The sequence below is a fragment of the Pseudidiomarina andamanensis genome, assembly GCF_009734345.1.
In the GTDB taxonomy this organism is placed as follows: Bacteria; Pseudomonadota; Gammaproteobacteria; order Enterobacterales; family Alteromonadaceae; genus Pseudidiomarina; species Pseudidiomarina andamanensis.
In genome coordinates, this window is sequence record NZ_CP032551.1 from 1,329,363 (window position 1) to 1,351,280 (window position 21,918).

Sequence of the window (21,918 nt, forward strand, 5' to 3'; positions counted from 1 at the left end):
GTTAAATCCTTATCTCTTCTTACAGAGACTTCATCGTACCTTTTGGCAGTACTGCAGTAACCGCTGATTTTTGAACAGTCACTTCCATACCTTCAGCAACGGTAATCACCATAAAGTCTTTATCTTCTGAAATTTTGCTGATGCGACCAACAAAACCGCCGTTCATTAATACTTCGTCACCTTTGGTGATGCTTGATACAAGCTCTTTGTGCGCTTTCACACGTTTTGCTTGTGGACGGTAAATCATGAAATAAAAGATTAAGCCGAACATAACCAGCATGAAAACAAGTTCCATACCGCCACCTTGTGGTGCTCCAGCTTCTTGTGCGTACGCTGTTGGAATTAAGAAATCCATGAAATATCCCCTTACTGTATTTTTATGTTATTGAGGTTAGAGATGGGGCTGAATATATTGCAAACAAGCCCTATTTTCTAATTTTTAGTGAATGGCGGGCATTCTAACGAATTTCTGCTTAAATAGGGAGTAAATTGACGTAAACTGCTGTTTCAGTCGGTGCAAACAACAGGATAAATAAAAACAACATGGATCTTGCCACTCTATTTTATTGGATTGACCACCTTGGTGTCGCCGTTTTTGCGGTTTCGGGCACATTATTAGCATTTCGTAAAAACATGGATGGCTTTGGTGTTATTGTCCTCGCAACAGTCACGGCCATTGGCGGCGGTACAACGCGCGATCTTATTCTCGATATGCCGGTATTTTGGGTATACGACCCACAATACCTATACACGGTTGCACTCGCGGCACTGAGCACAATCTTGTGGTTACGGTATAAAGATTACATTCACCAGAAAACCTTGTTACTTGCGGATGCCGTGGGAGTTGGATTTTTTACCGTGATGGGCGCTCTTAAAGCCTCAGAAGCAGGCTTCTCGCCACTCATTTGTATCATCATGGGGACAATGACGGCTTGTTTTGGCGGTATGCTGCGTGATGTTCTTGCCCGAGATGTCCCCATGGTTCTAAAAGGTGAACTCTACGCCACCACCTGTTTAATTGGCGCGACTGTATTTGTCTTAATAGAGCCTTACTCACAACTGGTGGCGATTCTGGTTGGCGGCGCAACCACCTTGCTGATTCGCCTTGGTGCCATACGCTGGCAGTGGTCGTTGATTGTGTTTCATGAACACCACGACGGGCACCGTTAACGATGCTTAGCACCGGATTTGCGATACTCATTGCGATTGTTTATATCGCCATTCTTTATAGCATTGCCTATCGTGGTGAACGCAAACCGCCAAATCAAATAAAGCCTTACCGCTATGCATTGGCGCAAGGCATTCACTGCACCACATGGGCGTTCTACGGCACCATTACACAGTCTGCCTATTATGGTTGGTCGGTGGCGCCAACTTATGTTGGTGCCATGCTAGTGTTTCTATTCGCTCACCGCATCCAAATGCGACTTCTGCATGTTTGTAAGCAGCAAAACCTCACCTCAATCGCCGATGTTATCAGTCACCGTTATGGCAAATCGCCGACGTTGGCTGTCACCGTTGCATTAATTGCGCTCATTGGCATCGTGCCTTACATTGCGCTGCAACTTCGGGCTGTAACCGGAAGTTTTGCCGCCGTAACGGGACTTGCTGATAAGCCTTTGCCGTGGTTTGGAGATGTTGCCGCATTGGTTGCCCTTGCTATGATGATGTTTGCCATTTTATTTGGCACCCGGCGCATGAGCTTAGCCGAACAACATTCAGGCTTGATGGATGCGGTCGCATTTGAATCAGTGGTGAAGCTGCTTGCTTTCATGGGCGTGGGTGCATTTGTAAGCTACGCGATGTTCGATGGCGTCGCTGATGTGTTTATACAAGCTTCTCAATCGACTGAAGTCAGCCCTATTTTATCAGGACGCGACTCAGGCGCATTTGTTTATGTCACGCACATTTTACTCGGTGCTGTTTCCATGTTTTGCCTGCCCCGTCAGTTCCATGTGAGCTACATTGAGAATACTGATCCTGAGGAACTAAGAACCGCACGCTGGGCGTTTCCGCTGTATTTGTTTGCTATCAACTTATTTATTTTGCCAATCGCCTTAGCGGGACTTCTGTTAGTACCTGAAGCAGCACAAACCGATACCTTCATGATTGCCTTACTGCTCGAAGCCGATCAGCCGTTGGTGACCACCGTCGCATTTGTTGGCGGCCTTGCATCGGCCACTAGTATGGTCATCATCGCCACGCTGGCACTGAGTATCATGATGTCGAACGATGTTGTCGTGCCATTTTGGTTAAAAGCAACCAAGCGTCGATTGCGTAACGTCTCGTTCACATCACAACGAATTTTGGCGATACGTCGAACCACCATTGCTATTATTATCATTCTTGCTTTTGGGTTTCATAAACTCACCGAAGCGAATTTGCCTTTAGTCAATGCCGGCCTACTGTCGCTGGCATTGTTAGCTCAGTTAGCGCCCGCGTTGTTAGGCGGAATTGTTTGGCAACGCGGGAATTATGCTGGGGCCAGTATCGGTATTACTGCAGGTACCGCATTATGGTTGTGGCTATTGTTTTTACCTTCAGTACAGTTAAATCGCGGATTGTCTGATACCGAACTTAGTTTTGGCGTTTTAGTGAGTCTTGGCCTCAATCTGCTGATTTATATTGCCGTCTCGTTCAGCTTAAAATCAAACTCGGTGGAGCAACAACAACGACGTTTGTTCACCGACCCGACTGGCGGTCACGCCGAACTGTATCAACACCAACCTATTTCTTGGGGACGCTTACGGCAGTTGTTAGCACGGTTTTTTGATTCGGTGGAACTTGAACGATTAAGCGAACGATTAAATCATGATTTAACCATTGATCACGCTGATGAACTCGTGCCCGGTGTACTTCTCGCTCGCGTCGAGCGCGAACTATCGGCGGTGATTGGGAGTGCCGCGAGCCGAATTTTGTTAGATACCGTAACCCAACAACCGTCAGTGCCTATCGCCCAAGTGGTAACATGGGCCAACGAAGCTTCACAACTGTATAAATTCAACCGTGAACTCTTGCAAGCGTCGGTTGAGAATATTCCGCAGGGTATTAGCGTTATCGATCAAGATTTAAGGTTAGTTGCATGGAACCATCGTTATGTGGAGGTATTCGATTACCCAGCAGGCTTTTTGCAGGCAGGGATGCCGGTTGCTGATCTACTGCGCTACAACGCCAAGCGCGGCTTGATTAATACCGACGCTGATCGTGATCTCGAGGATGAAGTTGAGAAAAGATTAAATTACCTACGCCAAGGCAGTGCCTACCGTTATCAGCGCCAGCAAGGTGAACATGTGATTGAACTGCAAGGTGCACCCATGCCGGGTGGCGGCTTTGTGACCACCTACACAGACATCACCGAATTGGTTGAAGCCCAGCGCGCGCTTGAGAAAGTGAACCTTGAACTGGAGCAACGCGTTGCCGACCGAACCGCTCAGTTACTTGAGGCGAAGCAGGCGGAGGAGCGTGCGCATCAGAGTAAATCTCGATTTTTTGCAGCGGTTAGCCACGATTTGATGCAGCCTTTTAATGCGGCCACACTGTTTTGTGACATGTTAACCCAGCGCTTGGACGGTGACACTGCGAAGTTATCTCGGCAAATTCAGCAATCCCTTCAAAATGCAGAAGAGTTGCTGACGATGTTGCTGGAAATGACACGACTTGAAGCCGGTAACTTACCGGTGACTCAACAACACATTGCGCTTCATGATGTGATTCAACCGTTAGTAGAAAGCCAACGTATCATTGCCGCCGAGAAAAATCTTGAGGTGCATTATGTGGCAACGCATGCGCAACTCTATACCGATCGGAAAATGATCGGTCGAATTATTCAAAACTTGCTTTCGAATGCTGTGCGCTACACGGATAAAGGCAAAATACTGATTGGGGTGAAACGCGATGGTAATGCCGCTCAGTTGAGAATTTACGATACTGGACGCGGCATACCGGCCGATCAGCGTGATAAAATATTCCGTGAGTTTCACCAAGTTAATCACCACGGCGATAACCCCGGGCTCGGACTCGGTTTAGCGATTGTTGAGCGGATGTGCCGTTTACTCGGAATCCCTCTTTCGCTTGAATCAACGGTGGACAAAGGCACATTATTCACTTTGACCCTTAATCAAGTAACCTGGCGCAAATCAGTACCTTCGGCACCTAAACAGCAAGCAACGACTTCGGAGCGATTCTTGGAAAACACGCTCGTTTGGTTACTCGACAACGATGCACAAGTGCTTCAGGCGATGCAGCAATTGTTTACTCATTGGGGGGCTGAGGTCGTTGTTGCAACCAACCGCGAGCAACTGCCATGGCACAGTCGCCAACCCGATTTACTGGTATTTGATTACCACCTAGATAATCAGGATACGGGAATTGCGGTACTGGAGGCGGTTCGCGAGCATTTTAATGACGCTAATATAGCGGCAATTATCAATTCCGCAGATCCTGATGAGACAGTACGTGAACAAGTGATTGCTAAATCCGCATTGTTCACGCCAAAACCGATTAAAACGGCAGCCTTGAAACGCTTAATTAAGCGTCTGTTGCGTCGTTAAATTCACTCGCGTTAAGCATTTGTTTGAAGATAATGCCCGCTTGTGTCCGGTTAATTACGTTGAGTTTTCGCAAAATAGCCGAAACGTGCTGTTTAATCGTGGTTTCTTGAACATTCAATTCAAAAGCGATTTGTTTGTTCAACAGCCCATCGGCAAGGCATTCAAGAACGCGAAATTGCTGCGGCGTCAGTTGTTCTAATCGCTGCGCAAAATCAAGATGTTGCTCTGGTGTTTCGGCTTCAACCGCGTCGCGTAAATGCTCCGCTAGCCACGTATCTCCCGCTAACACCGTATGAACCGCCTGTTGTAGTTCAGCTAATGGCATCGATTTCGGAATATAAGCGCTCGCGCCAAAGGCCATAGCTTGCCGAATGGTTTGCAACTGTTCATTGGCTGAAACTATCACGACAAGAATATCCGGGTAGCGGCTTCGCAGTGAGGTGAGTCCGGTCAAACCGCGATTACCTGGCATGGTTAAATCTAACAACACCAGTTCAACTTGAGGCTGCTTTTCAATGGCTTCTATTAATTGGTCAAACGAGGCAACTTCTAAAATCGGGGCTTCGAGAGTTTCGAGTAATGCTTGTTTCAAGGCTGCTCGAAATAATGGATGATCATCTGCAATAATTGCACGCGCCATGCTTGAACCTATGGAATTTTCTACTGAAGTAACCATGCTAGCGCGTCCGCAAAGAAAAGTCAGTGGTTACCTGCCTTATCCTGCAGGTAACCACCGAGTGGGGTTTAATTAAAATTTATACCCCACAGCCAGGGAAACGGTACGAGGGTCACCGTAATAACCGACAACTGCATCATCGCCGAAGGTTGGTCCGAAGTTATAACCACCCACACGATACTCTTCGTCAGTTAAGTTCTTGCCATGCAGGCCGACTGTCCAGTTACCGCCATTCGAATACCAAACCACACTGGTATTCAATAAGCCGTAGCCTTCTTGATCAAGCGGCGATGGCGCTTCAAACATTTGCACGTCATCACGATACGCATAGTTTGCCGACCAAACAATTTGCCCCATTTCAGTTTCAAACGTTTGGTTAAAGCCAATACTATAAGTTAGTTCAGGCGTATTTTGGAACGACCATGCGTCGGTTACGTCAGTGGTTTCACCGGTCGCTGGCTCTTCATACACCACCGAGTCGAACTCAGCGTCAATATATCCAAGCATTGCCGTGAAGTTTAAGGTATCGGTTGCTGCAAATACTGATTCAACTTCGAAACCTTTTACCGTTGACTCACCCGCGTTTAACACCTGTGAAGAGATGCCTGCAGGCACAACGCGTTGCACGGTAACTTGCATGTCTTGATAGTCAGAATAGAAAATGGCGCTGTTTAAACGCATCCGCCCATCTAACAACTCAGATTTCACACCAAACTCAACAGTATCAACAATTTCCGGATCATACGGTTCGTTGATGGTTGGGTTTAATGATTGGTCGCCGCGCATGTCCACGCCGCCAGACTTAAAGCCGTTACTGTAGCTACCGTACACCATCACATCGTCAGAAACTTTGTAGTTCAATGCAACGTGCGGCGAGAATCGGCTCCAATCTGCTTTGGTGGTGAACTCGGAGTTCACTGCAAATGGGTCACCAAAACTATCAACTGGGGCAGTATTCACATAATGCACACCCAAATAGGTGTAACGGAATACATCCGCTTCTTTTTCATCTTTGGTGTAACGACCGCCGACCGTTAACGTCAAATCATCGGTCATTTGATAGTTACCTTGACCAAACACAGCAAAGCTATCGGTTTGAACACAACCACCGTTATCAACCGTCACACCGCCCAATGCCGCTAGGTACATTGGTAAAACGGTACCGAATACACCACAAGCTTCGCCATCATAGAAATACACCCCACCGACAAAATCAAAGTTGTCGTTGTTGCTGTAATTCACTTGGAATTCTTGGGTAAATTGTTCGTCTTCATAAATAGCCGGAACCATAAAAATTGGTTCGCCGGTAGCGTTAAAGTCGATGTTGGTGTTGGTGTAACCTTCACGACCAGCGGTGACCGACTTGAAGCCCCACTCGGCGTTAATGTCCCAGTTATAAACCAATGACCAACCTTCGGTTTCAACCAAGTTATCAACTGGCATGGCGGTATTCGAGTCGTACACATTATCCAGTGGCTCTTGACCCGTGACGGTGCTGGTTAATAAACGATGCGCACCTTTTGAATTCGATTCATCTTCGGTGTTGTCATAAGAGAATTTCAAATCCATATTCTCGTTGATCAACCACTTCGCCGATAACCGATAAGTGAGTAGGTCTTTGTTATAGTTCTCGTCACCGGTGTTTAAATAGGTACCAAAACCGTCGCGTTGCAATGAGGCAATGGCTCCACCAACAAAGAAGTTATCGCTAAGAGCCGTCTGCCCTGAAATTTTCAGATCGCGCTGGTTATAGCTACCGATTGCACCTTGCACTGATAACTCGTTGTAACCGGTTAATTCCTTGGTAACATATTTTAGCGCGCCACCAATGGTGTTTTTCCCGTACAGCGTCCCTTGCGGGCCACGCAATACTTCAATGCGCTCAATATCGAATACTTCAAGCACGGCACCCTGCGGGCGAGCAATATAAACATCATCGATATACACACCAACGCCTGGCTCAAAACCCCATAACGGATCTTGCTGACCAACGCCGCGAATGTAAGCCGTCAGTGTTGAGTTTGTACCACGGCTGACCTGAATGGTGGCGTTTGGAATACGTTGCTGGAGTTCGGTGATATCTTCAACACCAATTTCTTCAAGATCACCAGCACCGAACGAAGACACCGATACCGGCACTTCTTGCAGACTTTCAGTTTTACGACGCGCAGTGACTTCAATGCGCTCTAGGCCTTGCATCTCGTCTTCATTGGCCTGTTCTTGCTGCGCATAGGCAGGCATTGCCATTACCGAAGCAATGGTCATCGCGAGTAATGAGCGGCGAAATATGGGTTGACTCATGATGTCGTTCTCCCGGATTGTTAGGTTGTTATGTATGCTGTTTGTTTTAATAATTTTCAGTGCAACGAAAGCTAACTGTTGTCATGGCTTATGTACCCTAGCCTAAAGTTTTGCTTTTGTATTCTGTACGTTAGTACTATGTAAAAAAAAGTGCGCTTGCAGCATGATACGTCACATCAATGCAGCCGTTCAGGTCATGGCACTCCTGAAACCAACCTTCAAAGAGGTAATGCATGTTAAGCATGATAGGACTTGTTGGGGGCTTAGCCCTGCTCATCATTCTCACCCTGCGAGGAATGAACTTATTTATTAGCGCACCACTATGCGCTGTACTTGTTGCTCTGTGCAGCAATGTCCCTTTATTTCAGGGCGATTTAAATTTTGTTAGCGCTTATATGAGCGGCTTTTCAGGCTTCGTCGCCTCGTGGTTTTTCATGTTCTTGCTCGGGTCTATTTTCGGCAAGTTTATGGAAGATACGGGTGCTGCGGACAGTGTCGCTAAGTGGATTATTGATCGTCTCGGTCGTAAACAAGCCATGCTCGCCGTGGTGCTTGCCTGTGCCATTTTGACTTACGGTGGCGTGAGCGTATTTGTTGTTGCGTTTTCTGTGTACCCCATGGCACTGTCGCTTTTCAAAGATGCCAATTTACCGCGACGCTTTATTCCTGCGGCGTTAGCTTTTGGCTCAGTCACATTTACCATGACTTCGGCTGGCTCGCCAGAAATCCAAAACTGGATTCCAATTGAGTTCTTAGGCACATCACCCTATGCTGCATGGGAAGTTAGCTTGTTCGTTGCCATTTTGATGGCGTTATTTGGTTACTGGTGGCTCAATCGCTTAATTCGCCGTGCAGTTGAAAATGGTGAGTGTTTTGAAGCGCGTAGCGATGACCCGAAGAACCTCGAACGCAAGTTACCAAGCCCTATCAGTGGGTTGGTTCCATTAATTGTGGTGCTCGCATTAAGTTTCATGTTTCACGAAGAACTGAAACAGAACGCATTGATTATCGCACTTTCAGGTGGTGTGCTCGCCATCGCAATCATCAACCATAAATACTTCCAGAATATTTCTCTGGCACTCACCGAGGCGTCAACTGGCGCATTAGTTGCAATCGGCAATACAGCCGCAGTTGTCGGCTTTGGTAGTATCGCGAAAGTGACACCCGCGTTTGAACAAGCGGTCGCCATGATGACCAGCCTGCCAGGTAATGAGCTTGTCGGCGCCGCAGTTGCGGTGAGCGTCATTGCCGGCTTAACCGGGTCTGCCTCCGGTGGTCAGGCCATCGCTTTACCGGTACTTGGTCCGCATTATATTGATGCTGGCGTTAACCCAGATCAGCTCCACCGCATTGTGGCAATTTCGTCAGGTGCGCTCGATTCATTGCCACATAACGGTTATGTCGTCACCACCATTCGCGGTATCTGTAAAGAAACACACCAAGCAGCCTACTGGCCGGTCGCCGCTGTTACCGTCGTGGTGCCGTTTGTTGGCCTCGCGGTCGCTATTGGTCTCTTCATATGGCTCTAATTAACTTGTTAATCACTGAGGCGTTTTATGTTTGAAGCATCGACTAGCACCGCATTGCATTTACATGGTGACGTTCAAGATAGTCAGTTGATGATAATCGATTTACTGCGTCATGCTGTGCGTAGGCACCCACAGCAAGAGATTGTATCTCGACGGCTTGAGGGCGACATTCACCGCTACACTTATCGTGACTGTTATGAACGTACCTGCCAGCTTGCACATGCACTCAAAGGTCTTGAAATAGAAGCCGGCGAACGTGTTGCAACTCTGGCTTGGAATACCTACCGACATGTAGAGTTGTATTACGCGGTGAGTGGCATTGGCGCGGTGATACATACGGTGAACCCTAGACTCATTGCTGAGCAAATTAAATGGATTCTCGACGATGCTGAAGCAAGCTGGTTGTTTGTCGACGCAAGCTTTGTACCGTTACTTGACGAGTTTGCGAATGAGCTAAAAACCGTGAAAGGCATCGTCATTCTAACCGACGACGCGCAGCAACCGCAGCTCGATCACATTTGGCTGCCTGTTCACAATTACGAAAGACTTTTAGCGAACCAAACGACGCAATTTGATTGGCCGATTTTTTCGGAAAATGCGGCGGCATTACTGTGTTATACCTCGGGCACAACGGGGAATCCGAAAGGTGTTTTAACCTCGCATCGCTCAACTGTTCTGCATGCGCAGGCTACTATGAGCGCTGAGTTATTGGATTTGAGAACCGATACAGTGTTGATGCCCATGGTATCGATGTATCACGTTGGCGCTTGGGGTGCACCCTACGCGGCGCCACTTGCCGGCAGTAAATTAGTACTTCCTGGCGCAGGCATGAGCGGTGCCGATATGCACGAGCTCATCAGCGAAGAAAAAGTCACGGTTGGTTTAGGCGTTCCGACCATTTGGTTAACGCTTCACAACTACTTGAGCGAACATCAGCTTGAACTGCCTTCCCTTGAACGAGTTTGTGTTGGTGGCGCTGCTTCACCTTTGGGGTTAGTAAAAACCTACGACGAAAAGTACGGCGTGTACTGGCAGCCAATTTGGGGCATGACTGAAACCGGGCCACTTGCGTGTTCCGCTCCACCAACGGCTGAATTGAAGGCACTCCCGGCTAAAGAGCGCTACGCCATTCAAACCACGGCTGGGCGCGCTTGCTTTGGTGTTGATATGGAAATATTTGATGCCAACAATCACCCACTTCCACATGATGGCGTAACGTCTGGCGAGTTGAAAGTGCGCGGCCCTTGGATTGCCAGCAGCTATTATCGTCGTGATGATCCGGATGTATTTGCAGATGGCTGGCTTGCCACTGGCGATATCGCCGTGATTGATGCGCAGGGGTACATGAAGGTTGTTGATCGCAAAAAAGATGTCATTAAAAGTGGTGGGGAATGGATTAGCTCACTTGATATCGAGAATATTGCGAGTCAGCACGCTGATATCAATGAAAGCTGCGTCATTGGTGTCAAGCATCCGAAGTGGGACGAGCGACCATTATTACTCGTGGTGCCCAATAAGGGCCACGAAATTAATAAACAAGACATCTATAGGTTCTTAGAAGGCAAAATTGCCAAATGGTGGATGCCTGATGACATTGTGGTTGTCGAGAGTCTACCGCACACCGGAACGGGTAAACTTATTAAAAATGAACTGCGCAAGCAGTACCTTAATTATTTATTGGAGCAATCAGCATGACTCGGTTGATAACACTGATTTTTATCGTTGTGGTTTCTTCAATGAGCGCTGCTCATTCGAATGAACTTTTGGTTGAGAAAAAATCATTTACGACAAAAGATTTTGCCACGGTTAGCGGTGAGGTTATTCCTGAAGTCACGGTTGGCTGGGAAGCCTACGGCAAACTCAACGAGGCGAAAGATAACGTAATTCTGATTACTCATTTTTTCTCGGGTAACAGTCATGCCGCTGGTAAATATACTCCTAACGATCCACAGTCTGGTTATTGGGACGCGATTATTGGACCTGGTAAAGCCATCGACACCAATAAATATTATGTGGTTAGCTCCGATACTTTGGTGAATGCGTTTCCGCATTTACCTCATGTTATTACCACCGGCCCTGCCTCAATCAACCCGAAAACAGGTAAGCCATACGGGTTAGATTTCCCGGTTGTGACCATTCGCGACTTTGTGAATGTTCAACATGCACTGCTCACCAGTTTAGGCATTGAAAAGCTGCATGCGGTGGTCGGCGCTTCGATGGGCTCACTGCAAGCACTTGAATGGTCAGCTGCGTATCCAGACATGGTTGAACGGATGATTTCTGTGATTGGCGCTGGTGCAATGGATGCTTGGACGATTACCGCATTGGAGCATTGGGCTCGCCCAATCAAACTCGACCCGAACTGGAATAACGGTAACTATTATGCAGGAGAAGCACCGCTACAAGGCTTAGCTAATACATTAACCATGATCACCCAGCAAGCCATGCATCCAGTTGCCTTCAACCAGTCATCGCCGAAGCAAGAGTCACTTCCGAAAGCAGCCCTTGAAAGTGTGACTAATGGTTTGCCAGCCACTGATTTCTGGTTTGGTGCCGCCGCTAAGAACGCGCCACTCGCAGATGCCAATCATATTCTCTATTTAGTGAGAGCCAACCAGCTATTTGTGGCGGGTCACGAACAAGATCTCGCAACTGGTTTAAGCAAAGTAAGTGCCAAAACATTGTTTTTACCAGCCAAGAATGACTTGTTACTGCAACCTTATTTAGCGAAGCAAGTGGTAGACATCCTCAAAGAACAAGGTAAATCACCGCAGTATGCCGAAATCGACGGTATTTTTGGTCACTTAGATGGTGTTTACAATATTCAGTCAAAGGCTGCCGAAATTTCTGAGTTTCTTAATAACTAAGTTGCGATACTAAAGGCAGATCAAAAAACACCGGCTGCTGCCGGTGTTTTTTCTTTTGTGAATCTAACCGCCTATTACGCCTTTTAAACGGTCTTTCAGTTTATCTTCTAACTTACTTTCGAACTTCGCTTTGAGCATTTCCTGTAACTTGGCATCACGCTGGTCGGCATCACCAAGCAACGAAGATAAGTTTTCTAATACATCTTGGTTCTCACCAAGGAAGCCACCTGATTGCTCTTGTAACTTGGTTTTTAACCCTGCTAATTCAGCTTTGCCTGCATCAACAGCAGCGGCTTGCAAGGCACTGCCTAATTGACGATCAAGATCAGAGCTAAAGGACAGCTTTGGTGCATTAAGTGAGCCTTGAATATCGGCGTTAATGTCCAATCGGTTTAATTGACGAAGTGCCGACGCAATGACTTCGGTCCAGCGGTTTTGTGCGCTCGCTTCAACTTGCATATCGGCTAAGCGAACAGTTGCGCCACCATCAAACATATTATCGCGCAACGACACCTGCCCCTCGGAATCCAGCAATGCCGCAGCTAAGTTAGCTACAAACTCGGCTTGCTCACTCAATTTCAGGCTATCGAGTTGGATGCCTTTGATTTGCCACTGTTGTTTCGCGTCAATACCTGCGGCTGTTAGCGCCAGCTCGCCATTTAGGTTCAATGCTTGCCACAAATTCGTGTTATTGGCGCGAGCCATGAAGGTGGTTGGCTGTCCGAGTTGTTCATGTTGATGGGTAATATTCGCCCAATCAACATCCAACACAGTTTCACCCCAAGCAAATTCAGTTTTCGCTTTCTTAATCAAAAACGACGGCGGCTCATTGGCATCGCTAAACTCAAACCAAATACCTTCGCCACGCTGCGGCTTCACCAGCGTTTCATCTGCAGAGCGAGCCAACATCGGCGCCAGTTGTTCATACGCCAATAATATGTACTGACTCCATTGACGCATTTGTTCACCAAACAACACCGCGGTGATTTCACTTAATCCTTCACTATTTAATTGCATGAGCTGTTGTGCACGCTCTAAATCCTGTTGAGGCGCATTTTTGACAGTTTCAAAATCAGCTTTTAGCGTATCAACTGCCGTTGACGCGCGTGCTTTGATCTCTTTCAAGCGCGCTCTATCCGCTTCAAACTTCTCTTTCAGCGCGTTAAATTCTTCCCGCTTTTCTTGCAACTGTTGCGGTGTTTTTATTTCCGCTTCGGTTATTTTTTTGAGTTCGGCCTCATAGACTTTCAAATCGTCAGCGGTTGGCAGGCTATTTCGCGCCTCTTCCAATACTGCTTTTTGCTCAGCCACGCTGGCTTTAGCCTGCTCAATAGCCGCTGGGGTTTGCAAATTAACACGGGCAATAATGTCATCAACGTTTGGCATAGATAAGTTTAACTTCGCTAAACCATCTTTGGTCCAATCTTTAAGATCTTGCTTATCAGGAATTTGATAAACCTCACCCGGTGCAGAGCGCTGTTGATGAATGCGGATACCGCTGCTGACAACATTTTCAAAATGGAATCGGCCAAGTAATAACTGTTCGACGTTAATTTCACCAGTAACATCACCAATCACTACCCGATTAAATTCAGGTTCAGCCGGATCAGTCACCTGAATTTCGGTAATGGTTAGACCAAGCGGGCTCCAGTTATGCTCCACTTGACTGATATTTACTTCTGCACCATTTAATGTGCCGATGGTGCGCTCCAAGGTCCATTTGATAATGGTATCGAGCAACAACCACGAAAACGCCATTAATAGCGCGCAGATAATAATAAAGGCACTTAACCCAGACCAGCGTATCGCACTTGGACGAACGGTGGCTTTCTGTGTTTTTGTAGACATACCGGCTTACCCCCGCAAATCTGAGTAAATAGCCCAAAAACGATTCGCTTTCAGCATTTGTACCAACTTCAATTTATTGAACCAAGTTTGGATACGCGAACGATACTGGGTAATGATAAAAAAGCTCGTAATTAGCAAAACTGGCGCAAAGGCGAGACTAATAATGAAGCTGCCTAAGGTGATACTGTGATGGAACTGCATTACGCGCCAAAACGCTGATTGATACATCGATTGCCACAACGGTTGCCAGTTCTCGCTAGAGAGCAGATAAAAGCCGAACTGGTGGAACCAAGGATCCAGCAAATAGGCAATTCCAGAACAAATGACAAAACTCAAAATGAATCCGGTTAGATTAATGCGAAATAACAAAGCGATAAGCAATATCGCCAAATTATGCATACGCCAAAGTGGCGTAAAACCCATCATCATTCCGAGGACAAAGGCAAAGGCGAGTGCCCATGCTCCGGACTCAGAGTTGAGCGCCTTTAAAAATTTTGCCAGTAATGTAAGCATAACGACGTACTCCGAACTATATTTGTAAGCACAAGAATAGCTTACCTAAATACATTCGGCTATTTTTCAACGTCTTTTTTACAAAAAAAGTGATATAAAAAATTACAAAAATATATCTCATAAACCTATTGTAATTTGCTCAAAATAGGCATAAAAATGCGCGGCAATTTCGCTCTGGAGCCACTATGCAAAACGCAGCTTTGATCATTCTTGACGACATCACCGATTGGCAGCCCTATTACCCTAGCCAAGCCACGGTTACCGCAAGTGAATACTTACTACAATCGAGTAGCAAAAGTCGTACGCAAATTTTAAATTTGTGCGGTGATTTAAGTTATTTGTCGACGGGTTATTACGTCAGTTTGTTAGCTGAAGCGCGAGGCCAACGTGTGCTGCCGTCTGTCACAACAATTAACGATTTAGCGAACTTCAGTCACTATCAGTTGTTGCTGGCGAATACCGATAAACAACTCAATAAGTTTTTGGCGAACGCTGACAAGTCGCTGCCAGTGCGCATCCTCATTTGTTTTGGGCAAACTGAAGAGCCTCTATTAAGTAATTTTGCGCGCCAAATGTTTGATCGCTACCCATGTCCGATTATGTGGGTAGAATTCAGCTATCAAGGCCGTTGGTTCATTAATCAATTGATTGCCGGTGCACTTCCTGACTTATCCGATACACAACAAACATTCTTTGGTGATGCGCTTGATAGTTTCAGTAAGCGTGTTTGGCGTAAGGCACGAGCGCCGAAGGAATATCGCTACGATTTAGCAATTTTGCATGACCCTGAAGAGCCCATTCCAACTAGTGACAAGAAGGCACTCCAGCGGTTTATTAAGGCTGCCAAAGAGGCTGACATTGATGCAGAATTAATTACTGCCGATGACTACAACCGCTTGTTAGAATTTGATGCACTTTTTATTCGTGAAACCACGCGTATCAACCACTACACCTATCATTTCGCTAAAAAAGCCGAAGCGAATGGCATGGTGGTGATTGATGCACCGCATTCAATTTTGCAGTGCGCAAATAAAGTCTTCTTGAAAGAATTGCTCGATAAGCACGGTATTCCGACTCCGCGTACTGAGTTATTACTCAGTCAGCAAGAGATTGATTATGGCAGGATTGGTAAACGCCTCGGCTACCCTGTTGTATTAAAGATTCCAGATGGCTCATTTTCAATTGGTGTAGAAAAAGCGGAATCGGAAGAAGAGTTGAAAAAAGTTGCGGCAGAGCTATTCAATAAATCGACTATTTTATTGGCTCAGGAATTTGTTAAAACCGATTTCGACTGGCGTATTGGTATTTTAAATAACCGGCCCATTTACGCATGCAAATATTTCATGGCACGTAACCATTGGCAGATTTATAATCACGCGAGTGCGACCAGTCGCGCGAAGTCTGGTGGCTTTGAAACGGTTGGTGTGCATCAGGTACCGAAAGATGTGGTTAAAACAGCCTTGCAGGCAACACGGCTGATTGGTGATGGATTGTATGGCGTCGATATGAAAGTAACCGACAAAGGCCCAGTCATTATCGAAATCAATGATAATCCGTCGATTGATTCAGGCGTTGAAGATTTACTCCTAGGCGACGAGCTTTACCACATTATTATGCGTGATTTTGCCCGCCGATTGGATGAAAAATAATGAGCGATTCGGGCCCACGTTGGCACATTCATGCGGCGACGTTAGATGATGTTAACAGTCTTGTTGCGCTTGAAGAGCGCTGCTTTGATTACAGTCGCATGGGTGCTCGAAGCTTTCGGCGCTTGCTGACTGGTACAAGTGCTCATATCTACGTCTGTAACAACGAGAGTGGTGAGTTAGCCGGCTACTATTTACTACTTACTCGCAAGAATAGCCTTCGTTGGCGGCTCTATTCTATTGCAATAGCGCCGGAAGCTCGTGGAACAGGACTTGGTCGTATGCTGTTAGAGCACTCTATTCATACTGCGCAAAAACACGGTGCGATTAGTCTTGGGTTGGAAGTAAAAGTGGATAATAGTGCAGCGATTCGACTATACGAGAAGTTGAACTTTGCCGTCATCGATCTGCTACCGGGATATTATGACGATGGCACAGACGGTTATCGAATGCGCGTGAGTTTTACCGGTTCTACAAATCAGGAAAATCGGTAAAAAATCCATCAACACCCAAATTGGTTAACCATTGTTTGAGTTGCTGATAACTTTCAATTCCTTCAGGCAAATCGTCAGCGCGCAGGGTATAAATATGAACCTTTAGCCCTGCCTTTTGCGCATGTTGCACAACATCTGAAAACTTAGGTTTGCCTTGTTCATCAAGCCCTACATAAATGTGATTGATCCATATACCAACGCCATCGGCATAACTTCTTAGCGTCTCTAATCCGGCCGCAGTGAGCATCGTGTTGTAGTCAATATCACTTTCGTTCCAGCTATTCTCGGCAACCAACTGAATGAGCGGTAACGTGGTCATAAACTCACGATTCAAGCGGCGTAAAACTTCCGGGTCAAAGCTTTGCAGATAAATCGGCGCTGGCGGCACCACATCATTAAAACCATAGCGCGCCAATACTCCCAGCGTTGCTTGTACCACATCGTAATTTTGGTCTTTGTGCCAACGCGCGGCTTTAAACTCCACGTAGAGCCCGGTATTCATGTTACGCGTTCGGTTTAACCCAAGAATCAATTCAATTTGCTGCGCCAGCGACATGATTCGAAAGTCACCGCTCGCCATTGAAAAACGTTGCGGGTAGCGTTGCTCACCATCCTTGTTCTTGCGCTCGGTGAGCTTTAACTTCTGAAGCTCGGCAAAGGTAAAATCAACGACATAATAGTGGCCGTTTGGACGATGCTTTTCTGGATAGACTTCTTTAACGTTGGTGACTTTATCTAAAATGATATCGTGCAATACAACGGGAATATGGTCACGTGTTAACACCACATCTTGCTCGATGTAATTCGCGTTTTGGGCGTGTGCTAAGGCAACAGCGACGGCTGAATGTTCGGGTGCATACCCCGAGGCTCCGCGGTGCGCAATAATGAGCGGCGACTTGACTGGGTCTTCTGTTGTAATCGCACCGCTAAGGGGTTGCTCGAGCGCTTCTTTTGGCTTTGTTAGTTCTTGTTGTGCCCAACTCACTGAGCACAACAACCCACCGAAGATAACTAAAACGCCAAAGCTCGAGCTAATTTTCATGAGACGCGATACCAAACCTTGTCGCCTTGATGCTGATAGCGACGGACTAAATCAGCGATGTTTTCTGGCTCGGTACGAACACCACGCTGCTTCAAATAATCCTCGTTATAAAGTTTGCTAGCAGAGCGCTCTCCAAGATCACAAGCGAACGTCACAATTGATTTGCCGGGACCATGCAATACTGCTGCTTGCAATGCGCCAGCCACATTTAGACATGAGCTACTCCCAAGCACCAAACCTTCATGCTCCACTAAATACCGCGATAACGTGACCAGATCATCATCTGGTAAGTTTACAGCCGCATCAATGCGAGCCTGTTTAAAATTCTCTACCAAACGCATAATGCCAATGCCTTCGGTAAATGAACTACCCTGGCTCACATATTCACCGGTTTTCAAATAACTGTAGATGCCAGAACCGTCCGGATCAGCAAGCCATATTTGAATACCAGGGTTACGCTCTTTCAGGTACATGGAATTACCCGCAATAGTGCCGCCTGTACCCGCCGCAGAAACTAAAATATCAACCTTGCCATTAGTTTGTTGCCAAATTTCAGGGCCGGTTGTGAGATAGTGCGCACGCGCGTTGCTGGTATTCTCGAATTGGTTTGCCCACCAATAATCGTCATTCTGCTCGGCTAATCGTCGGGCTGTATGATAAAAGTGGTTCTCGTTTTTAAACGGAACAGGGTCAACGGTTTTTAGCTGCGCGCCGTGAAGCGTGATCATGCGCTCTTTTTCTTTACTTTGATCATTCGGCATAACAGCTAACATATTTAAACCGAACGACCGTGCGACCACAGCTAAACCAATACCGGTATTACCTGCTGTACCCTCAACAATGGTCATGCCTGGTTTCAGCTCGCCTTTGTCCATGGCATCTTTGATCATCTGTAGTGCCGCGCGATCTTTAATCGAGCCGCCAGGATTCTGTGATTCTAATTTCACCCAAATATCACAACCAGTTAACTCTGATAGTGAATTTAATCGCAATAAATCTGTTTGTCCGATTAGTTCTGCAGAACGCTTAGCAACTTGCATGACGACTCCTTCTACAATAATTCACTTACTGTAACGGCTGTAATTGATGTGCATCACCCGTGCAAACCCAGCGTGCGCGACAGCTATCTGTCTGTCCCTGCTCACAACTGCGCAGAATTAAACGATTGGCACCAAGTGCAGCTGCCGCTACTTTCATTCGTAATAATGCTTCTTGTTGCGTAGGTTTGTCAGAGAACATATTAGTTTGGCACGACTCACCCTCCACTCGCCCCAAACTCACAAAGCTGACATCGTTACGTGACAACTCATAAGGCCGCATAAACTCGACAGCATCCGCCGCGGCCATATCCACCTGACTTACCGGTGACTGACTCGTCGCACAACCAGCGACTGTAATTAAGACCGCAATTACGGATAGATATTTCATGGCGATACCTTTCGTTTCTTTTGATTAACATTACGGAGCTAATAGCACCTTGTAAAGATTCAATTATTATATGTTATCCCTATGGAAACCGCATGCGCCGATACTTTCTGCCTCGCTGCGTCTCCCTTTAGTGCCTAATAAGAGTGCAATAGTCACCCTCGAAACCACGCCACTGCACCAACTTAGTGCAATAATTGCTATTTTTCGCCGATTTTCCCGTTATTTTTGCTGATTTTTTCTGGCATGACATTTGCTTGGTTGTTAATCGAAAGAAATTATTACCGGCCGAATAGGCCCCCCTTCAAGAAAGGAGCAACCATGCAGCTAGTTATCGCCATCATTAAACCCGCCAAACTTAACGACGTGCGCGAAGCACTCGAACATGTCGGCTGTCAGGGCATGACCATTACGGAAGTTCGAGGTTTCGGTCGCCAAAAAGGCCATACCGAACTCTATCGAGGCGCCGAATATCGGATTGACTTCCTTCCTAAAATACGCATCGACATAGCCGTGACTGATGATCAACTAGAAGCAGCTATTGATGCCATCCGCGATGCCGCGCATACCGGCAATACTGGCGACGGAAAGATCTTCGTCACCCCACTTTCCACTGTCATCAGAATTCGCACCGGTGAAGTGGACAAATTCGCGATATAAGGAGCTAGCAATGACGATTACCGAATTAAGTTACGCGTTAGATACATTATTTATTTTGCTAAGTGCGGCGTTAGTGATGTGGATGGCGGCTGGCTTTTCAATGCTTGAAGCTGGACTCGTGCGCACCAAAAACACAACCGAAATACTCGTTAAAAATATCTTGCTGTATGCGCTCGCCTGCTTATGTTATTTCTTTTTCGGCTATCACTTAATGTATGGTCATGCGGCAATTACCGATTACTCCCCTAATGCTTACTTGTTCTTTCAAATGGTGTTTGTTGCAACCGCTATGTCCATTGTTTCAGGCGCAGTTGCGGAACGCATGAAACTCTCGATGTTTCTTGTCTTTACCGTGGTGATGACCAGTGTCATTTATCCGCTTGTTGGCAACTGGACTTGGGGTGGCGGATTTTTAAGTGCTATGGGCTTTGTTGATTTTGCAGGATCAGGTGTTGTGCACATGGCCGGCGCTTCAGCAGCACTGGCTGGGGTCATTATCCTTGGGCCTCGCAAAGGAAAGTATGGCCATAGCGGCGCTATTTATCCAATTCCTGGCGCCAATATGCCGTTGGCCGCTCTCGGTACGCTCATTCTCTGGTTTGGTTGGCTCGGCTTTAATGGGGGGTCGCTCCTGAGTATTCATAGTGTAGAGAATGCTGACACGGTCGCCGTCATTTTTCTCAACACCAATTTATCTGCCGCCTCGGGAGCCGTTTGTGCCTTCATTGTTACTCGTCTCGTTTGGCGCAAAGCCGATCTCACTATGATTTTAAATGGCGTGCTCGCTGGGCTTGTCGCCATCACCGCAGAACCAGCCGCAGCAACACCAATTAGCTCGGTACTCATCGGAGGCGGCGCCGGGGTTATTGTGGTTATCGCAATTGTATTGCTTGACCGCATAAAAATTGATGACCCGGTCGGAGCCATTTCTGTTCATGGCATTGCGGGATTCTATGGCTTGCTTTGTGTGGGATTTACATCAGCATCAGCAACATTTTCAACGCAACTCCTCGGCGCTGCGACTATTTTCATCTGGGTGTTTATTAGTAGTTTAGTATTGTGGTCGTTCTTGGCCAAAGCTTTCGGTATTCGCCTCTCTATGGAGCATGAATATATCGGCGCTGATATTTCTGAATGTGGTGTTGAAGCTTATCCAGAATTTGTTGCGTCGAAGACACGCTAGCGTCATTACGGTCTCGTGCAATTACAATTATCTTGACTACACTTGTGCGTAAATCATGTTACTGGAGGTGGCATGGCAAACGCACAAATGTTTGTTGGCGAGCTCTTAGCCTTGGCCGATATCCAAATTAATGGGAATCGGCCGTGGGATATGCAGTTGCGCGATCCCTCTTTTTTTGAGGATGTGCTAACGCGTGGTAATTTGGCTCTTGGTGAAGCTTACATGGCTGGCGATTGGGATTGCGAGCAGCTTGATGTGTTTTTCTGCAGGCTGCTGGCTAATCGTGTTCACACCCAAGTTCGACCATCCCGTCTTATTTGGCATTATCTGAAAAACCGCCTACTCAATTTGCAATCCCCCCAACGATCATGGCTTGTTGGGCAGCATCATTACGACCTCGGTAATCATTTGTACCAAGCGATGTTAGACCCACGCATGGTGTATACCTGTGGCTATTGGGAAAACGCCCAGTCACTTGAGCAAGCGCAAATTGACAAACTCGAAATGGTTTGTCAGAAGCTGCAGTTGAAACCAGGCATGCGTATTCTCGATGTTGGCTGCGGCTGGGGTAGTTTCATGAAGTATGCTGCGGAAAACTATGGCGTTGAATGCGTGGGTGTCACGGTTTCCAAGGAACAAGTCGCGCTTGGTACCAAGCTTTGCGAAAACTTACCCATTGAGTTTCGGCTGCAGGACTATCGTACGCTTAATGAATCATTTGACGCCATTGTGAGTCTCGGTATGTTTGAACACGTTGGTCACAAAAACTATCGGCGCTACATGCAAGTTGTCGCGAATTGCTTGAAGCCGAGCGGCTTATTCTTATTGCATACCATTGGACGTAATCGTGATGTGCGCGGCACTGACCCTTGGATTGCGAAGTATATCTTCCCGAATGGCGAGCTGCCGTGCTTAAGTCACATCGACAATGCATCTCGTGATCTGCTGTGTGCCGAAGATGTTCATAATTTCGGCGCCGACTACGATCCAACATTAATGGCGTGGCATCAAAACTTCGAAAGCGTTTGGCCTGAGCTCAGCGTACATTACGACGATACGTTTTATCGCATGTGGCGCTATTACTTGCTGTCATGTGCGGGCGCTTTTCGCGCCCGCGAATTACAAGTATGGCAATGGGTCTTTAGTAAACCCTATTTAATCGGTGGTTATCGACGCCCATAAAA

At 46.8% G+C, this 21,918-nt stretch carries 18 protein-coding genes; 10 read left to right on the forward strand and 8 right to left on the reverse strand.

Annotated features, from left to right (window positions below; genetic code table 11):
* Positions 1-19: 19 nt before the first annotated feature.
* On the reverse strand, positions 20-355 hold the full coding sequence (gene yajC, locus D3795_RS06365) for a preprotein translocase subunit YajC (RefSeq protein WP_156267179.1): 336 nt from the start codon (positions 353-355) through the stop codon (positions 20-22).
* Between the two features lie 188 nt (positions 356-543).
* Between yajC and D3795_RS06370 the strand changes: the two genes are divergently transcribed.
* Positions 544-1,170 carry a trimeric intracellular cation channel family protein gene (locus D3795_RS06370; protein WP_156267181.1) on the forward strand — a complete coding sequence of 209 codons (627 nt, stop codon included), beginning with the start codon at positions 544-546 and terminating at the stop codon, positions 1,168-1,170.
* A gap of 2 nt (positions 1,171-1,172) precedes the next feature.
* Positions 1,173-4,550, forward strand: a complete 3,378-nt coding sequence (locus D3795_RS06375) for a hybrid sensor histidine kinase/response regulator (RefSeq protein ID WP_156267183.1) — start codon at positions 1,173-1,175, stop codon at positions 4,548-4,550.
* On the opposite strand, the gene D3795_RS06380 is transcribed toward D3795_RS06375, so the two are convergent.
* Entirely contained in the window at positions 4,528-5,190 is a 663-nt protein-coding gene (locus D3795_RS06380; RefSeq protein WP_156267185.1) for a response regulator, read from the reverse strand. The genes D3795_RS06375 and D3795_RS06380 overlap by 23 nt on opposite strands.
* A gap of 108 nt (positions 5,191-5,298) precedes the next feature.
* The gene (locus D3795_RS06385) at positions 5,299-7,527 is read right to left on the reverse strand and encodes a TonB-dependent receptor (protein WP_156267186.1); all 2,229 of its coding nucleotides are present in this window, start codon (positions 7,525-7,527) and stop codon (positions 5,299-5,301) included.
* Between the two features lie 233 nt (positions 7,528-7,760).
* Between D3795_RS06385 and D3795_RS06390 the strand changes: the two genes are divergently transcribed.
* The 3 genes from D3795_RS06390 to D3795_RS06400 are packed head-to-tail and all read left to right on the forward strand — an operon-like array spanning position 7,761 to position 11,923.
* On the forward strand, positions 7,761-9,056 hold the full coding sequence (locus D3795_RS06390; RefSeq protein ID WP_156267187.1) for a GntP family permease: 1,296 nt from the start codon (positions 7,761-7,763) through the stop codon (positions 9,054-9,056).
* Between the two features lie 27 nt (positions 9,057-9,083).
* A complete protein-coding gene (locus D3795_RS06395; protein ID WP_156267189.1) occupies positions 9,084-10,751 on the forward strand; it encodes a long-chain fatty acid--CoA ligase in 1,668 nt (555 codons plus the stop codon).
* The gene (locus D3795_RS06400) at positions 10,748-11,923 is read left to right on the forward strand and encodes an E22 family MetX-like putative esterase (RefSeq protein ID WP_156267191.1); all 1,176 of its coding nucleotides are present in this window, start codon (positions 10,748-10,750) and stop codon (positions 11,921-11,923) included. The genes D3795_RS06395 and D3795_RS06400 overlap by 4 nt, the downstream gene beginning before the upstream one ends.
* Before the next feature lie 63 nt (positions 11,924-11,986).
* Here D3795_RS06400 and D3795_RS06405 read toward each other — a convergent pair whose 3' ends face one another.
* A complete protein-coding gene (locus D3795_RS06405) occupies positions 11,987-13,771 on the reverse strand; it encodes a TIGR03545 family protein (protein WP_156267193.1) in 1,785 nt (594 codons plus the stop codon).
* 6 nt (positions 13,772-13,777) lie between these two features.
* Positions 13,778-14,284: a TIGR03546 family protein gene (locus D3795_RS06410; RefSeq protein ID WP_156267195.1), complete on the reverse strand. Its 507-nt coding sequence runs from the start codon at positions 14,282-14,284 to the stop codon at positions 13,778-13,780.
* Between the two features lie 185 nt (positions 14,285-14,469).
* Between D3795_RS06410 and D3795_RS06415 the strand changes: the two genes are divergently transcribed.
* Both D3795_RS06415 and D3795_RS06420 read left to right on the forward strand, forming a co-directional pair.
* The gene (locus D3795_RS06415) at positions 14,470-15,933 is read left to right on the forward strand and encodes a RimK family protein (RefSeq protein WP_156267197.1); all 1,464 of its coding nucleotides are present in this window, start codon (positions 14,470-14,472) and stop codon (positions 15,931-15,933) included.
* Positions 15,933-16,424: a GNAT family N-acetyltransferase gene (locus D3795_RS06420; protein ID WP_156267199.1), complete on the forward strand. Its 492-nt coding sequence runs from the start codon at positions 15,933-15,935 to the stop codon at positions 16,422-16,424. Before D3795_RS06415 ends, D3795_RS06420 begins: the two co-directional genes overlap by 1 nt.
* Here D3795_RS06420 and glpQ read toward each other — a convergent pair.
* The 3 genes from glpQ to rcsF are packed head-to-tail and all read right to left on the reverse strand — an operon-like array spanning position 16,402 to position 18,894.
* Complete coding sequence (gene glpQ, locus D3795_RS06425) at positions 16,402-17,466, reverse strand: glycerophosphodiester phosphodiesterase (RefSeq protein ID WP_156267201.1); 1,065 nt, start codon at positions 17,464-17,466, stop codon at positions 16,402-16,404. The two genes, D3795_RS06420 and glpQ, sit on opposite strands and share 23 nt — an antisense overlap.
* Positions 17,463-18,506: a cysteine synthase A gene (locus tag D3795_RS06430; RefSeq protein ID WP_156267203.1), complete on the reverse strand. Its 1,044-nt coding sequence runs from the start codon at positions 18,504-18,506 to the stop codon at positions 17,463-17,465. Before D3795_RS06430 ends, glpQ begins: the two co-directional genes overlap by 4 nt.
* A gap of 25 nt (positions 18,507-18,531) precedes the next feature.
* Positions 18,532-18,894: an Rcs stress response system protein RcsF gene (rcsF, locus tag D3795_RS06435; protein WP_156267205.1), complete on the reverse strand. Its 363-nt coding sequence runs from the start codon at positions 18,892-18,894 to the stop codon at positions 18,532-18,534.
* A gap of 318 nt (positions 18,895-19,212) precedes the next feature.
* On the opposite strand from rcsF, the gene D3795_RS06440 reads away from it, so the two are divergent.
* The 3 genes from D3795_RS06440 (at position 19,213) to cfa (ending at position 21,916) form a co-directional block, all read left to right on the forward strand.
* On the forward strand, positions 19,213-19,551 hold the full coding sequence (locus D3795_RS06440) for a P-II family nitrogen regulator (RefSeq protein WP_156267207.1): 339 nt from the start codon (positions 19,213-19,215) through the stop codon (positions 19,549-19,551).
* Between the two features lie 10 nt (positions 19,552-19,561).
* Complete coding sequence (locus tag D3795_RS06445) at positions 19,562-20,734, forward strand: ammonium transporter family protein (RefSeq protein ID WP_156267209.1); 1,173 nt, start codon at positions 19,562-19,564, stop codon at positions 20,732-20,734.
* Between the two features lie 72 nt (positions 20,735-20,806).
* Entirely contained in the window at positions 20,807-21,916 is a 1,110-nt protein-coding gene (gene cfa / locus D3795_RS06450) for a cyclopropane fatty acyl phospholipid synthase (protein ID WP_156267211.1), read from the forward strand.
* Positions 21,917-21,918: the final 2 nt, after the last annotated feature.

Coding starts and splice junctions, on each gene's coding strand:
- yajC (WP_156267179.1), bottom strand. CDS start 355: ATGGATTTCTTAATTCCAACAGCGTACGCACAAGAAGCTGGAGCACCA.
- D3795_RS06370 (WP_156267181.1), top strand. CDS start 544: ATGGATCTTGCCACTCTATTTTATTGGATTGACCACCTTGGTGTCGCC.
- D3795_RS06375 (WP_156267183.1), top strand. CDS start 1,173: ATGCTTAGCACCGGATTTGCGATACTCATTGCGATTGTTTATATCGCC.
- D3795_RS06380 (WP_156267185.1), bottom strand. CDS start 5,190: ATGGCGCGTGCAATTATTGCAGATGATCATCCATTATTTCGAGCAGCC.
- D3795_RS06385 (WP_156267186.1), bottom strand. CDS start 7,527: ATGAGTCAACCCATATTTCGCCGCTCATTACTCGCGATGACCATTGCT.
- D3795_RS06390 (WP_156267187.1), top strand. CDS start 7,761: ATGTTAAGCATGATAGGACTTGTTGGGGGCTTAGCCCTGCTCATCATT.
- D3795_RS06395 (WP_156267189.1), top strand. CDS start 9,084: ATGTTTGAAGCATCGACTAGCACCGCATTGCATTTACATGGTGACGTT.
- D3795_RS06400 (WP_156267191.1), top strand. CDS start 10,748: ATGACTCGGTTGATAACACTGATTTTTATCGTTGTGGTTTCTTCAATG.
- D3795_RS06405 (WP_156267193.1), bottom strand. CDS start 13,771: ATGTCTACAAAAACACAGAAAGCCACCGTTCGTCCAAGTGCGATACGC.
- D3795_RS06410 (WP_156267195.1), bottom strand. CDS start 14,284: ATGCTTACATTACTGGCAAAATTTTTAAAGGCGCTCAACTCTGAGTCC.
- D3795_RS06415 (WP_156267197.1), top strand. CDS start 14,470: ATGCAAAACGCAGCTTTGATCATTCTTGACGACATCACCGATTGGCAG.
- D3795_RS06420 (WP_156267199.1), top strand. CDS start 15,933: ATGAGCGATTCGGGCCCACGTTGGCACATTCATGCGGCGACGTTAGAT.
- glpQ (WP_156267201.1), bottom strand. CDS start 17,466: ATGAAAATTAGCTCGAGCTTTGGCGTTTTAGTTATCTTCGGTGGGTTG.
- D3795_RS06430 (WP_156267203.1), bottom strand. CDS start 18,506: ATGCAAGTTGCTAAGCGTTCTGCAGAACTAATCGGACAAACAGATTTA.
- rcsF (WP_156267205.1), bottom strand. CDS start 18,894: ATGAAATATCTATCCGTAATTGCGGTCTTAATTACAGTCGCTGGTTGT.
- D3795_RS06440 (WP_156267207.1), top strand. CDS start 19,213: ATGCAGCTAGTTATCGCCATCATTAAACCCGCCAAACTTAACGACGTG.
- D3795_RS06445 (WP_156267209.1), top strand. CDS start 19,562: ATGACGATTACCGAATTAAGTTACGCGTTAGATACATTATTTATTTTG.
- cfa (WP_156267211.1), top strand. CDS start 20,807: ATGGCAAACGCACAAATGTTTGTTGGCGAGCTCTTAGCCTTGGCCGAT.